Consider the following 15,314-nt stretch of genomic DNA (forward strand, 5'->3'; position numbering starts at 1 on the left):
TAAGAAAGTCTAAAGTAATCCTGCTCTCTTCAACAAAGCTTCAGGTTTAGGTTCTTGACCTCTGAAACGTTTGTACAAAGTCATCGGGTGTTCTGTTCCTCCTTTTGAAAGTACATTGTCTTTGAATTTTTTTGCAATTTCCTCATTAAAGATTCCATTTTCATGGAAATATTCAAAAGCATCTGCATCCAAAACTTCCGCCCATTTGTAGCTGTAGTATCCAGAAGAATATCCGCCTTGGAAAATATGTGAAAACGCCGTACTCATTGCGTTTTCTTTTACATCAGGATACAATTGCGTATTGGCAAATTGTTCTGTTTCGAAAGTTTTCAAATCTGTGATGTTGGTTGGATCTTGTCCGTGCCAAGCCATGTCTAATAATCCGAAACTTAATTGGCGTAAAGTCGCTAAACCTTCTTGGAAACTTGCACTTTCTTTAATTTTCTGAACATATTCGATTGGAATAATTTCTCCCGTTTCGTAATGATTCGCAAATAAAGCCAAAGCTTCTGGTTCATAGCACCAGTTTTCCATAATCTGACTTGGTAATTCTACGAAATCCCAGTAAACAGAAGTTCCAGATAAACTTGGATAAACTGTATTAGCTAACATTCCGTGTAAGCCGTGACCGAATTCATGGAATAAAGTTGTTACTTCATTAAAAGTCAATAATGAAGGTTTTGTTTCGGTTGGTTTTGTAAAATTGCAAACGTTCGAAATATGTGGTCTTTCATTTACGCCGTCTTTTACATATTGAGATTTGAATGAAGTCATCCATGCGCCATTTCTTTTTCCTTTTCTTGGAAAGAAATCAGCGTAGAAAATCGAAACTAAATTGCCATCAGCATCTTTTACTTCGTAAGTTGTAACTTCTTCGTGGTATTTATCAATATCAAAAACCTCGGTAAAAGTTAAACCGTATAATTTTTTTGCAACGGTAAATGCACCATCTAAAACTTTTTCTAATTGAAAGTAGGGTTTCAGTTTTTCATCATCTAAATTGAAAAGCTGCTGTTTTAATTTTTCAGAATAATATGCGCCGTCCCATTTCTCTAATTGTTCAATTCCGTCTAATTCTTTCGCAAAAGCGGTTAATTCAGCAAATTCTTTTTGAGCTGCTGGTTTTGCTTTTGCTAATAAATCATTTAAAAAAGAAAAAACTTTCTCCGGACTTTCGGCCATTCTTTCTTCTAAAACAAAATGTGCATGTGTTTTGTAGCCTAATAAATTGGCTCTTTCATGACGAAGTTTAGCAATCTTTAAAACAATTTCTTCGTTGTTGAATTCGTTTTTCTGGAAACCTTTTGCTCCAAAAGCAATTGCCATTTTTTTACGTAATTCGCGATTATCGGCATAAGTCAAAAACGGAACATAACTTGGATGATCTAAAGTGAAAATCCAACCTTCTTTTTCCTGATTTTTGGCTAATAATCTTGCGGCTTCAATTGTTCCTTCTGGCAAACCTGACAAATCTTTTTCATCCGTTAAATGCAGTTCGAAGTTGTTGGTTTCTGCCAAAACATTTTCGCCAAACTGCAAACTCAATTTCGACAATTCTTTGTCGATTTCTCTTAATTTATTTTTCTTGTCTTCTGGCAAGTTCGCTCCGTTTCTTGAGAAGCTTTTGTATTTTTTATCTAATAAAGTTGTTTGTTCTGGATTTAAACCTAAACTTTCTTTTTGATCGTAAACGGTTTTTACTCGTGCAAAAAGTTCTGCATTTAAACGAATATCATTTCCAAATTCTGAAAGCCAAGGCGAAACTTCCTGAGCAATTTTCTGCATTTCGTCATTCGTTTCAGCCGAATTCAAATTGAAGAAAATACTAGAAAGACGATCTAAAATGTCGCCTGAAAAATCCATTGCGACAATGGTATTTTCAAAAGTCGGCTCATCTGGATTATTTACAATTGCATCAATTTCGGCTTTAGCCAAAGCAATTCCTTCCTGAAAAGCAGGAACATAATCTTCAATTTTAATTTGCGAAAAAGGCGCTGTGTTATGCTTGGTGTTGAAATATTGTGTTAATACGCTCATATTTTTAGTTTTCAGTCTCAGTCTCAGTTTTCAGTATGAAATTGAGACTAAAGAGTTTATTTTTTGAGTTTTCAGTCGCAGTCTCAGTTTTCAGTGTTCACTGTGACTGAAAACTGAGACTGAATACTATTTTAAGCTTTCAGCCGCTTTATTAACCGCCGCTTTCAATTCTTCTTTATAAGAAATAATAGTATCTAAAACTTTTTTGTCATGGCTTCCAATGATTTGCGCAGCTAAGATTCCTGCATTTTTTGCTCCGTTTAAAGCTACTGTTGCAACAGGAACTCCGCCTGGCATTTGCAGAATTGATAATACAGAATCCCAGCCATCAATTGAATTGCTTGATTTTACTGGAACTCCAATTACAGGAAGCGGAGACATTGAAGCTACCATTCCAGGTAAATGCGCTGCACCGCCCGCTCCGGCAATTATTACTGAAATCCCGCGATTGTGTGCGTTTTTGCTGAAATCGAATAATTTTTCCGGCGTTCTGTGTGCCGAAACGATATCTATTTCAACTTCAACATTAAATTGTTTTAATATGTCGATTGCATCCTGCATAACTGGCATGTCTGAGATGCTTCCCATTATAATAGCTACTTTGCTCATGAGTTTTTTTGTTTTGTTGGTTTCAAGTTTCAGGTTTCAAGTAATACTGAGACTCAAAAAAATATAGTTTTTAAACTGAATACTGTAACTGCGACTGAAAACTACTCACTAATAACTTTAATAGTATTCTTCACTTCCTGTGCAATTCTTCTTGCTTCAGTCATGTTTTCATTTACGATTGTAACGTGACCCATTTTTCTGAAAGGTCGTGTTTGTTTTTTACCGTAAATATGTGGAGTAACTCCGTCCCAACCTAAAATGGTTTCTATGTTTCCATATACTACATTTCCAGAATGACCTTCGGCACCGACTAAATTTACCATAATTCCGGCAACTTTGCTGTCTGTATTTCCTAATGGAAGATCTAAAATAGCACGTAAATGATTTTCGAATTGTGAAGTATAACTGGCTTCGATTGAATAATGTCCAGAATTGTGCGGACGAGGTGCTACTTCATTTACTAAAATTTCATCGTCCTGAGTCTGGAACATTTCAACTGCTAAAAGACCAACGTGATTGAAGTTTTCTGAAACTTTTAAGGCAACTGCTCTTGCTTTTTCAGCTACTTTATCGTCGATTCTTGCCGGGCAGATTACGTATTCAACTTGGTTGGCTTCTGGATGAAATTCCATTTCTACAACTGGATAAGTTTTCATTTCTCCTGATGGATTTCTAACTACAATTACCGCCAATTCGTTTTTGAACGGAACCATAGTTTCTGCAATGCATTCTACATTTGGTAATGTGTCTAAATCTAATGCTTGACGAACTATTTTTACACCATTTCCATCATAACCAAACTCAGTGCATTTCCATACAAATGGCATTTCGACTTCGTTTGATGTAACAGCAGATTTAAGATTATCTAAATTTTCGAATCTTTTGTATGGTGCAGTTGGGATATTATTTTTAGCGTAAAAATCTTTTTGAACACCTTTATTCTGAATTCCTTTTAAGGTTTTTGGAGATGGATATACTTTTAAACCTTCATTTTCCAATTGCGTTAAAGCTTCAAGGTTTACCAATTCGATTTCAAAAGTCAAAACATCGACTTGCTTTCCAAAGTTGTAAACCGTTTCATAATCCATTAAGTCGCCTTGAAAGAATTTGTTGCAGGCAATTTTACTTGGCGCTTCATCACTCGGATCAAGAACGTAAGTTTGTATGTCAAATTTTCTGGTGTCAAACAAAAGCATTTTGCCTAATTGTCCGCCACCTAATATTCCTAATTTAAAATCAGAAGAAAAATAATTCATTGTTTTATAGTGTGTTAAGAAATTCATCTGGAGTGTAAACATTGATTTCAGAAAATTTAAAGTCTTTCAAATCTCTAGTAATAATACAATCCATTGAATTTATTGATTGAGCTGATATAATCTGAATTGCATCTTCAAAATCTTTATGGTTGGATTTTAAACTTTTTTTCAAAATCGATTCAGTCACTGCTATTATTGAAATTGTGTCTAGCAAATCTTCAATAATGGAACGCAACTCTTTTTCATCAACCACTTTTTTTGCAATATAATGTACAGTTGCAATAGAGTGCGATGTAGAATACATTTTAATTTTATGACGTTGGCAATAGTCGAAAATTGAAATAGCATTTTTTGAAAATGGGAATCTATTCGCAACAATATCAACCAGAATATTAGTATCGAGAAAAATGTTTTTAAAGGCCATATTTCTCTCTATAGTGTTCCTCTTTTACTTTTTCTTCATCAAAATCTGGTGGTAATGTAATTCTTCCAATCAGTTTTTTAACTTTAGGATGAATATCATCGTAAGTTTGTTCTTTTTCTGTTAGATTTTTAAAATAACTTTCTACCAGTTCAGATAAACTTCTGCCTGTTTTTTTTGCATACGATTTTGCCTGCTCGATAACTTCTTTCTCTAAAGATAATGTGAGTTTAGTATTCATATACGTAATGTTTTTGCAAATATACGTAAAATAATTATTTTGCATTTTTTTGATAGCCACGAATTCACGAATTTATTTTACACAATGTGAAAAGAAAAATTAGTGTCTCTCAGAAAACTATTTTATTTTCTTCAATACTTCTTTGGCGACGGCTTTGTACGCGGGAGAATGGTCTCCGAAATCTTTATCAATTATGACTTTTAATTCAGGATGGATCCAGTCGTAATGATTTCCTAAAATATATAAGGTTCTGATGGAGTAGGCTTTTGTGGCAACTTTTACATCACTTATCAGCCAATCAAAACTTGCTTCAATGCAATCTTGAAGATTTTCTTCAGAGAGTTTTATGCTGTTTTCATTTTTCTTATAATGCGATTTTACCAAAAGTTGTGTCACTTTTGCAATTGGGCGAAGGGAACTTTCGTCTTTTAAAATTTTCAGATTTGAACAGAAAAAATCAAGATGAGGTTGGAGCCACTGTAATTCTTCGTAAGAAACAAATTCCAAAATCCAGCAGGCTTTATGATTGTTTTTGTCTTCCGGCGAAAAGCAAATCGAAACCAATTCACTAAAAAGCGAAGGGTTTTCTAAAACATCTTGCGCGGTTTTGAGGCGGTTTTCTCTATAAGCATTGACATAATCTAGTTTTTTCTGCAGTTCGGAAAGCATTGTTTTCAAGATTTAATACAATGCTAAAATAAGTAATTTAATGAGATAATTCCGTAATAGTTTATTGGAAGACCTGGATAATAAAATCTTGGTTGCGCATTTCCAACTCCTGTAGCGTTGGTCAAAATCATTGAAGCATATTTCTCATTTGTGACATTATTTATTCCGGCATCCAAATGTGCTTTTAATCCCGACAAAATTTCAAATTGATATCCTGTTTTTAAATTTAATAAAGAATATGAATCTGAAAAATCGGCATTTGAATCATTCATCGGAATTTTATCTGTAAACTGAAAATCGGCTGAAAAATAAAATCCTGAATTCGTATTGAAATTAAAACCTGCGCTCGCGGTATTGGCTGGAACTCCGGTTAATTTGTTTCCAGAATAATCATTTCCGTTATCAACAAAATCTTTGAATTCATAATTCCCGATCGAAGCTCCGACATAAGAATGCAAATTGAAAATTCGATTGATTGTCCAATTGTGATTTAATGAAATTTCAATTCCTTCATGAAACGTTTTTCCAGCATTTACACCTTCGTATTGATCATCTCCGATTCTTTTGGCGACTAATAAATCTTTGATTTCCATTCGGTAAATAGCAATTTGTGTGTAAAGTTTTTTATTGAAAAAATGTAGTTTTCCGCCCAATTCAAAATTATAACCTGTTTCGGGTTTAATGTCAGAATTGATGTTTCCTGTAGAAGTTAAAGTTTCTTCGGTTGCGGGAAGTGAAAATCCTCGGCTTGCAGAAAAGTAAAAAGTTTGAACTTCATTCGGTTTAAATAAAAAAGAAAGTTGTGGCGAAAAAATGCCGTCATAACTATAATGTTCCGTTGGATTATTCGCGGAAGCGGGAAAATCATTCTGAAGTTCGAATTTGGTTTTGTTGTAATTTAAACCTGCTTGAATCTCAAAATGTTCTGAAAGCAAAGTTCTAATTTGAGAAAAAATGTTGTAAAAATCTCTTTTCTGATTTGTTGCTGTAAGTTGATCGCCTTGCAGACTTCCGTTTCCGTTATTTTGCTGATATAAGTTTTCGAAAGTATTCCCGCTATAATTATCTCTGAAATATTCTAATCCAGCAATAAATTGATTTTTGATTTTTCCGATACTAAAATCTCCCGAAAACTGAGTTCTCGCACCCGAAGCAAAAGTATATTGGCGCAAAATATCAAAAGGGCGCGGTTCGTTGCTGTCTTTATAATTGATAAAAACCGAAGTCGAATTATTCAAATGATCATTTAATTTAAAATCATAAGCCAATCCAGCTAAAGTCGATTTGTATTCTTTAAATCCTTTTGAAGCAACCCAAGTTGGAGCTCCAGCTTGCGGATTATTTTCGAAAGTGGTTTTATTGATTGAACTCGGAATGTATGCTTTTAAATAAGTGTAATTGGAAAAATAATTCAGTCTGCTGTTTTTCTTTCTGAATAATTCACCACTGAGCGTAATTCCTTCGCGATTGTATGCGCTGTTTTCGCGCCAGCCGTTGGTTTTTAAATTATGATAACTCAGATTTAAAGAAGCACTTTTTTCATTCAAATTAAAACCGACTCTGTTTTTCAATAATCCAAAAGACCCAAAAATAGAACTAACTTCAGTTTGATAGTTGGATTTATTGAATGTTTCTGGGGAAATCAAAATTGCTCCGCCCAATCCAGCGCCATAAATACTAGAAAGCGGACCTTTTATAACTTCAATTTGATTGATGTTTTGAAGATCAATATCGTCAATCACGGTTTCGCTGTTTCCGGATGTTAGCGGAATGCTCCCGTAAAAAGCTCTAATTTTATTGGTTCCGTATGGAGTTCTCGCTCCAATTCCGCGAATCGAAATTCGGGTTGTGGTAATATTAGACGATTGCATAAAAACGCCAGGAATAGTATTAATGACATTACTTATGTCTGTTGTGTTGTTTCGAAGCAATTCTTTTTCGGATAAAATGCCAATAGAAGCGGGGCTATTTTGCAAATTACGATTAATATGAAGCGGACTTATTAAAACTTCGTTCAGTTTTTGAGTTTTGACTGAATCAATATTTTGAACTTCTTTTTCTTGTGCGGAACTATTTTTAGAAATAAAAAGAACAAAAAGAAGAAGAAAATATTTTTTGAAAGGCATAAAAGGAGATGGATTAAAGTGCGGTTTATTTTAACACATAGAAACATAGCAATGATTGAGGCAAAAAAGGCGTTTTACTTGTCAAAAGCCACATAGGACTATGTGTGAAAACTAGTTTTCTTAATAACATCTTTTTAAACAATCCCGATGAATCGGGACTATGTCTCTATGTGTTTAAAATTTTTACAGTGTGTTTAAGAGCAATTGTTCTGAATAATCAAAATATTTTTTAACCGCAAATTGCACAAATTCACACAAATTGATTTGCGAAAATCTGTGTAATTTGTTGTTGAAGTGAGTGATTTATTTCGCTGTCACTTTCCAAATCGTATTTCCGCTATCATCATTTACTAAAAGTGATCCGTCATTCATAACCGTTACCGCAACTGGACGTCCGTAAACTTCGGCTTTGTTTTCGTCAGAAATAAATCCGGTTAAAAAATCTTCTGGTTTTCCGGAAGGTTTTCCGTCTTTAAAAGGAACGAATAAAACTTTATAACCTGAAATTTTAGAACGGTTCCAAGAACCATGCTGTCCAACAAAAGCTCCGTTTTTATATTTTGCCGGAAATTTTTCTTTTGTATAAAATGCCAATCCTAGTGAAGCAGTGTGAGAACCAACTGGAACATCTGGAACAATTGCTTTTTCGACCAAATCTTTTCTTTGGCCTTTCATTCTTGGATCTGGAATACTTCCAAAATATGAATATGGCCAACCGTAGAAACCATCTCTTTTTACACTGGTAATATAATCAGGAACTAAATCGTCTCCGAGTTCATCACGTTCATTGACTGCTGTCCATAATTCTTTATTGACAGGATTCCAATCCATTCCTACAGGATTTCTCAGTCCAGAAGCAAAGATTTTTTCGCCAGTTCCGTCAGGATTAATTTCGAGAATTGCTGCCCTGCGGATTTCTTTATCCATTCCGTTTTCTCCATTATTACTTCCAGAACCTACCGAAACATAGATTTTGCTTCCATCAGGACTTGCCAATATATTTCTTGTCCAGTGATTGTTGTAGCCGCCCGCAGGAAGTTCAAGTATTTTTTCTCCTTTGGTTTCCAGTTTTAGCGGATTGTTTTTATAAGGATAGCGGTATAATCCATCCGTATTGGCAATGTAGAAAAAGTCTTTTAAAACTAACATTCCAAAGGGTTTGTTGAGTCCAGAAATAAAAACTTCGCGAGTTTCAAATTTTCCGTCTTTGTCTTTATCTCTTAAAACTGTGATTTGATTTTTACTCGATCTCGTTCCACTTTCAACTACAAAAATATCTTGGTTTGGTGCAATATAAGTCCATCGCGGATTTTCGAATCCGTCAGCAAATTTGGTTACCGTAAAACCTTCAGGCGCTTTTGGTGTCTTGCCAGCTGGCCATCCAATTACTTTACTGTTATTAGTTTTAGATTCGGTAGCGTATGGAGGAGGAAGCGTAATATCTCCAATGGCAGTTTTTACAACATTGCCTGGCTGGTTGGCGAGCGCTTCTTTTTCTTCTTTTTTTACTTGCCCATTGCACGCAGTCATTAAGGCTAGTAGTGGTATAGATAATAGGGTTGTGGTTTTTTTCATCGGTTTTTTGTGGTTAAATGATTATATCACAACAATTTACTGAAATTTAAAATAGGGTTAAAAAATAAATTGTAAACATTAACTGATATTTAACATTCATAAAAAATATCTCGATACAGTTTATTTTGATAGAAGCTGTTAAGTTCTAATTCTTTATCTTTGTCCATTATTTTAAAAAGAAAAATAATGATACAACTTCACGATAAACAATTTGTTCCGTTTATTTCGGCTAAAGAAATTGATTTTGCTTTGACTAAATTGGTAGCTCAGGTAGAAGACGATTTTGGAGATGATACGCCAATTTTTATTGGAGTTCTGAATGGCGCTTTTATGGTAGTGTCAGATTTTCTAAAAAAATATAAAAAGCCATGTGAGGTTTCATTTATCAAAATGGCATCTTATGAAGGAACACAAAGTTCTGAATCGGTTAAAGAATTGATCGGAATTAACCATGATTTGACAGGAAGAACAGTCATCGTTATAGAAGATATTGTTGATACTGGAAATACAATCGAAGAATTAAAACACTTGTTTAAAGCACAAAATGTAAAGCATTTTAAAATTGCGACATTGTTCTTTAAGCCAGAAGCATATAAAAAAGACATCAAAATAGATTATATCGGAATTCGAATTCCGAATAAATTTATTGTAGGTTACGGTTTAGACTACGATGGTTTAGGAAGAAATTTAACCGAGGTTTACAAATTAGCAGAATAACAAAACACAACTAAATATTCATTTAAAAAAACTTCTGAAAGACAGAAGTAACAACACTCATTTCAATTATGATTAACATCGTTTTATTTGGAAAGCCTGGTGCAGGAAAAGGAACTCAGGCAGAATTTTTAAAAGAGAAATACAATTTAACACACCTTTCGACAGGAGATATTTTTCGTTTCAATTTAAAAAATGATACTGAACTAGGAAAACAAGCAAGAGTTTTTATGGACAATGGAGAATTGGTTCCTTGCGAAGTAACAACTGCCATGTTAATTGATGAGGTGAAAAAACACCCAGATACAGCAGGATTTTTGTTTGACGGCTACCCAAGAACAATCAATCAGGCTGAGGCTTTAGATAAATTTTTACCAACAATCGGATCAAGCGTAACAGCAACAATCGCTTTAGAAGCTGATGATGAAATTTTGGTAAAACGTCTATTAGAGAGAGGAAAAACAAGCGGGAGAGTTGATGATCAGGACGAAGAAAAAATTCGTGTGAGATATCAGGAGTACAATGAGAAAACAGCTCCTCTAATTGGATATTATAAAGAACAAGGTAAGTTTCATGCTGTTGACGGTATCGGAACTATCGAACAAATTACAGAGCGCTTAACGTCAGTTATAGATAATTTGTAGAAGCTTTTTCCAGCTGTACGTTACGAGTCCTCGCTAAAAAAACTATTTTTCTATCCAGAAAACGAGCTTCCTGCGGTCGCTGTTTTCTGGCAAGAAAAATTAGTTTTTTTAGCTCTGGGCTCTTCTCTTCCATCTGGGCTATTTTAGATTACGGTTACAAATTATATAACGAGACTATTTTATAACGAATCCCCCTATCAATTGGAAATACTAATAATATTTTTTCTAATTCTACTAAACGGAGTTTTCTCCATGTCAGAGATCGCTTTGATTTCGGCCCGTAAAAACAGGTTGGAAACAGCAGCGAAAAAAGGCAACAAAAGTGCTAAAACGGCACTCGATTTAGCCAACTCCCCAAATAAGTTTTTATCTACAGTACAAATCGGAATTACCTTAATCGGGATTTTGACGGGTATTTATTCTGGTGACAAAATCACAGCAGATGTTGAACTTTTTGTGGCAGGAATTGCAGTTCTAAAACCTTACGCACATTCAATTGCGGTGGGGATTGTAGTTGTAGTTTTAACTTTTTTCTCATTGGTTTTGGGAGAATTACTTCCAAAACGAATCGGATTAAATTATCCAGAAGCTATCGCTAAAATGGTTGCAATGCCAATGAAAGTGATTTCTATTATTACGGCACCATTTATTTGGCTGTTGACTTCATCAACAGATTTTTTATTGAATGTTCTTCAAATCAAGCCAACTGCTGACGGAAAAGTGACCGAGGAAGAAATTAAAGCCATTATTAAAGAAGGAACAGAAGTTGGAGAAGTTCAAGAAATTGAACAAGATATTGTGGAGCGTGTTTTTCATATTGGAGATAGAAAAGTAAATTCTTTAATGACGCACCGCAAATCGGTTGACATGTTGCCATTAAAAGCCGACAAAGAAAAAATCAAAGAACTTGTAGTTCAGGATCTTCATGCGGTTTATCCGGTGTACAACGATAATTATGATGATATAGTTGGAGTTGCTACACTGAAAAATATATTTGCCAATATTGAAAATGATAATTTTGATTTTTCATCAATTATAACTGAAGCACCTTATTTGATGGAGCAGACAACGGCTTACAAAGCGTTGGAAAATTTTAAGAAAACGGGAGTTCATTACGCGTTAGTTTCTGATGAATATGGTGTTTTTCAAGGTATGATTACGTTGAATGACATCTTAGAAGCTTTAGTTGGAGATGCCTCAGAATTTTACAAAGACGAATTCCAGCTTATAGAAAGAGAAGACGGTTCTTGGTTGGTTGACGGACATTATTCGTTACATGATTTTTTAACATATTTCGAGTTAGACGAACTGACAAACGATTACGAAGTAAACACCGTAAGCGGAATGATTATGACTGAGCTTTCGCATATTCCAAAAGAAGGTGAAAAACTGATTTGGCAGAAATTCATCTTGGAAGTTGTCGATATGGATGGTGTTAAGATTGATAAAGTGCTTGTGAAAGCATTAAAAGAGTAAAATTTGTTTCAAGTTTAAAGTTTCAAGTTAGTTGACGTTCTGTTGACTTGAAACTTGAAACATGAAGCTATACATAAACAAGAAAAAATGACAGAAGGAAATTTTGTAGATTACGTTAAGATATATGTTTCTTCCGGAAAAGGAGGAAAAGGTTCTACGCATTTACATAGAGAGAAATTTATTGAAAAAGGTGGTCCGGACGGTGGAGATGGCGGTCGCGGAGGACATGTGTATTTGGTTGGAAATAAAGGACTCTGGACATTATTTCATTTAAAATTTGCGCGTCACATTAAAGCAGGTCACGGTGGAGATGGAGGTTCTGACAGAAGTACAGGTGCAGACGGAGAAGATAAAATCATTGAAGTACCATTGGGGACTGTTGTAAAAGACAAAGAAACTGGAGAAACACTTTTTGAAATTACAGAACACGGAGAGAAACAAATTCTGGCAAGAGGAGGAAAAGGAGGTTTAGGAAACTGGCATTTTAGAAGTTCTACAAACCAGACACCTCGTTATGCACAGCCAGGTTTGTTGGGTGTAGAAATGGACGTGATTTTGGAATTGAAAGTTTTGGCCGATGTTGGTTTAGTTGGTTTTCCAAATGCTGGAAAATCTACTTTATTATCTGTTTTGACTTCTGCAAAACCTAAAATCGCCGATTATCCGTTTACGACTTTAAAACCAAATCTTGGAATTGTTGCGTATAGAGATTTTCAATCTTTTGTAATTGCTGATATTCCTGGAATTATTGAAGGAGCCGCAGAAGGAAAAGGTCTTGGGCATTATTTCTTGCGTCATATTGAACGTAACTCAACTTTATTGTTTTTGATTCCTGTTGACACGGCAGATATTAAAGCAGAATATGATATTTTGGTTAACGAATTGACTAAATACAACCCTGAAATGTTGGACAAAGAGCGTCTTGTCGTGATTTCAAAATGCGATATGCTGGATGATGAATTAAAAGCTGAATTGAAAGCTGAATTAGATGTATCATTCAAAGATGTTCCATATATGTTTATTTCGTCTGTTGCACAGCAAGGTTTAACAGATTTGAAAGACAGGCTTTGGAAAATGCTTAACGAATAAGATTCTGAGTTTCTAAGATTCTAAGCTCAAAAGAGAAAACTTAGAATCTTAATTGCTTAGTATCTTAGTAACTTTTCAAAAAAGGTGTTCTGTTCTCAGAGCACCTTTTTTGTTTTATACTGTTAAATTCGTAATAAACTGCTAAAAATATAGTGTCATTTTTAATTTTAAGATTGTTTAGGTTGAGATAATTGTCAAAATGGCTTATATTCGCATCACTTAAACAAAATAACATGAAAAAAGTAATTTTATTCTTGACCATGTGCCTTATGGCTTTCCCAATGAGAGCCGATGAAGGGATGTGGTTTTTGATGTTTATCGAAAGATTGAACCATAGAGATATGGAAAAAATGGGCTTGCAATTGACAGCCGAAGAAATTTACAGTATTAATCACCACAGTTTAAAAGATGCGATTGTACAATTCAATGGAGGATGTACAGCAGAAATCGTTTCAAATACTGGTTTGGTATTGACTAATCACCACTGCGGATACGGTGCGATTGCAGAACTTTCGACTGCAGAACAAAATCATTTGAAAGATGGTTTTTGGGCAAAAAGCCGTTCTGAAGAATTGAAGCCAAAATCTTTATTTGTTCGTTTCTTCGTTCGTATGGATGATGTTTCAAAAAGAATCTTGTCAAAAGTAAATGATACCATGACAGAAACTGAAAGAAATAAAATCATTCAGCAAGAAATCGCTTTGATCGAAAAAGAAAATAGCGAAAACGGAAAGTACACAGTTTCTGTCCGTCCTTTTTTTCAAGGAAATGAATATTACTATTTTGTTTACCAAGATTACACAGACGTTCGTTTAGTTGGAACTCCTCCTGAAAGCGTTGGTAAATTTGGTGGAGATACAGACAACTGGGAATGGCCTCGTCAAACAGGAGATTTCTCTATGTTTAGAGTTTATGCAGATAAAGACGGAAATCCTGCTGCTTACTCAAAAGACAATGTGCCTTTAAAACCAAAACATTATTTACCTGTTAGTTTAAAAGGTGTAAAAGAAAATGATTTTGCGATGATCTTAGGTTATCCAGGACGAACAAACCGTTGGATGCCAGCTGGAGGAATCGAGCAAAACATTAAATACGCTTATCCTGCATGGGTTGAAGGTGCAAAAACAGGAATGGATGTAATGAAAAAGTATATGGATAAAGATGCAACTGTTCGTTTACAGTATGCTTCTAAATATGCTTCGACTGCAAACTACTGGAAAAACCGTCAAGGTATGATCGATGCTTTAACAAAAGCAGGAACGGTTGATACAAAAGCAGAACAAGAAGATAAATTTTATGAGTGGGCGAGTAAACCTGCTAATAAAGAAAAGTACGAGAACGTAATTCCGACTATCAACGATTATTACAGAGAAACAAATTTAAAAGCGCGTCATGATAATTATTTGACTCAGCTTTTACGTACTTCTGCTTATGCTACAGGACCAGCTAATTTAGGGAATGCATTGATTGCTTACTACAAAGAAAACGATGCTAAAAAAGCTGAAATGCTTCCTAAAATCAATGCAATGGTAGAAAGCATTTATGGAGATTTTTATGCGCCATTAGAAAAAGATGTTCTAACAGCTCAATTGAATTTATATGCTTCTAAAGCTGCTGAGTACGGACTTGCTCCAGAAATTGCAAAAATGAAAACGGCTAATAATGGCGACTTTACTGCTGATGTAGCAAAAGCAACTGAAATAAGTTATTTTTCAACTAAAGAAAAAGTATTAGCATTTTTAGCTGATCCAAAACCATTGGCAATTGTACACGATCCGTTGTATATTATTTCTAATGATTTATTGACTAAATACCGTTCTAAAACAGACGACCAAGCAAAAGCTGATGATGGTTTTGCAACAGCTTACCGTAAATTGGTTGAAGGTTTAAGAGAGTCTAAATTAAACGCAATTAAATATCCAGATGCAAACTCTACATTGAGATTGACTTACGGAAAAGTTCGCGCTTTACCAGCTGATCCTCGTAACGATGCTAAAATCAACAACTATACTACAATGGAAAGTATGGTTAAAAAATACAAAGCAGGAGATCAGGAATTTGATTTGCCAGCTCGTTTATTAGAATTAAACAAGAAAAAAGATTACGGGCAATATGCTGATAAAGCAGGTTACATGCCAGTAAACTTCTTAACAGATAATGATATTACTGGAGGTAATTCAGGTTCACCAGTTCTTAATGGAAAAGGAGAATTAATCGGAATTGCTTTTGACGGTAACATCGAAGCTATGGCTGGAGACGTTATTTTCGATTCTAAATTGCAAAGAACAATAAACGTAGATATTCGTTATGTGCTTTGGATTATCGACAAATACGCTGGAGCTAAAAACATTATTGACGAATTGACGATTGCCAAATAATCTCAATTTCTATATAAAATTAACCCGACAAGTTCTGAAACTTGTCGGGTTTTTGTTTTATATATTTCCCTATTTTTGA

Annotated in this window: 13 protein-coding genes; 5 read left to right on the plus strand and 8 right to left on the minus strand. The window is 34.6% G+C overall.

From position 1 onward, the window contains the following. Positions 1-9 precede the first annotated feature (9 nt). The 8 genes from BLP44_RS16015 to BLP44_RS16050 all read right to left on the minus strand — a co-directional run bounded on the left by BLP44_RS16015 (position 10) and on the right by BLP44_RS16050 (position 8,934). Positions 10-2,037, minus strand: coding sequence for a M3 family metallopeptidase (locus BLP44_RS16015; protein ID WP_091134481.1), 2,028 nt, complete (start codon positions 2,035-2,037; stop codon positions 10-12). 126 nt (positions 2,038-2,163) lie between these two features. Next, on the minus strand, positions 2,164-2,646 hold the full coding sequence (gene purE / locus BLP44_RS16020; protein ID WP_091134483.1) for a 5-(carboxyamino)imidazole ribonucleotide mutase: 483 nt from the start codon (positions 2,644-2,646) through the stop codon (positions 2,164-2,166). 101 nt (positions 2,647-2,747) lie between these two features. After that, on the minus strand, positions 2,748-3,902 hold the full coding sequence (locus tag BLP44_RS16025; protein WP_091134879.1) for a 5-(carboxyamino)imidazole ribonucleotide synthase: 1,155 nt from the start codon (positions 3,900-3,902) through the stop codon (positions 2,748-2,750). 4 nt (positions 3,903-3,906) lie between these two features. Continuing rightward, a complete protein-coding gene (locus BLP44_RS16030; protein ID WP_008464241.1) occupies positions 3,907-4,326 on the minus strand; it encodes a type II toxin-antitoxin system VapC family toxin in 420 nt (139 codons plus the stop codon). Then, positions 4,316-4,564 (minus strand): DUF6364 family protein, encoded by a 249-nt coding sequence (locus BLP44_RS16035; protein WP_008464242.1) that lies wholly within the window; start codon positions 4,562-4,564, stop codon positions 4,316-4,318. Before BLP44_RS16035 ends, BLP44_RS16030 begins: the two co-directional genes overlap by 11 nt. A 117-nt stretch (positions 4,565-4,681) precedes the next feature. Then, the gene (locus BLP44_RS16040) at positions 4,682-5,233 is read right to left on the minus strand and encodes a hypothetical protein (protein WP_091134486.1); all 552 of its coding nucleotides are present in this window, start codon (positions 5,231-5,233) and stop codon (positions 4,682-4,684) included. Positions 5,234-5,256: 23 nt separating this feature from the next. Further along, a complete protein-coding gene (locus BLP44_RS16045; RefSeq protein ID WP_091134488.1) occupies positions 5,257-7,359 on the minus strand; it encodes a TonB-dependent receptor in 2,103 nt (700 codons plus the stop codon). A gap of 303 nt (positions 7,360-7,662) precedes the next feature. Next, positions 7,663-8,934 (minus strand): PQQ-dependent sugar dehydrogenase, encoded by a 1,272-nt coding sequence (locus tag BLP44_RS16050; RefSeq protein ID WP_091134490.1) that lies wholly within the window; start codon positions 8,932-8,934, stop codon positions 7,663-7,665. A 186-nt stretch (positions 8,935-9,120) separates the two neighbouring features. Here BLP44_RS16050 and hpt point away from each other — a divergent pair, with 186 nt between their 5' ends. From hpt to BLP44_RS16075, 5 genes are all read left to right on the plus strand, one after another. Next, on the plus strand, positions 9,121-9,651 hold the full coding sequence (hpt, locus tag BLP44_RS16055; protein WP_066033515.1) for a hypoxanthine phosphoribosyltransferase: 531 nt from the start codon (positions 9,121-9,123) through the stop codon (positions 9,649-9,651). 68 nt (positions 9,652-9,719) lie between these two features. Beyond that, positions 9,720-10,292 carry an adenylate kinase gene (locus BLP44_RS16060; RefSeq protein ID WP_008464247.1) on the plus strand — a complete coding sequence of 191 codons (573 nt, stop codon included), beginning with the start codon at positions 9,720-9,722 and terminating at the stop codon, positions 10,290-10,292. Between the two features lie 201 nt (positions 10,293-10,493). Next, a complete protein-coding gene (locus tag BLP44_RS16065; protein WP_083219824.1) occupies positions 10,494-11,768 on the plus strand; it encodes a hemolysin family protein in 1,275 nt (424 codons plus the stop codon). 87 nt (positions 11,769-11,855) lie between these two features. Beyond that, complete coding sequence (gene obgE / locus BLP44_RS16070) at positions 11,856-12,857, plus strand: GTPase ObgE (RefSeq protein ID WP_008464249.1); 1,002 nt, start codon at positions 11,856-11,858, stop codon at positions 12,855-12,857. A gap of 233 nt (positions 12,858-13,090) precedes the next feature. Beyond that, the gene (locus BLP44_RS16075; protein ID WP_008464250.1) at positions 13,091-15,235 is read left to right on the plus strand and encodes a S46 family peptidase; all 2,145 of its coding nucleotides are present in this window, start codon (positions 13,091-13,093) and stop codon (positions 15,233-15,235) included. Positions 15,236-15,314 lie beyond the last annotated feature (79 nt).

Source organism: Flavobacterium anhuiense, assembly GCF_900101855.1.
GTDB lineage: Bacteria > Bacteroidota > Bacteroidia > Flavobacteriales > Flavobacteriaceae > Flavobacterium > Flavobacterium anhuiense.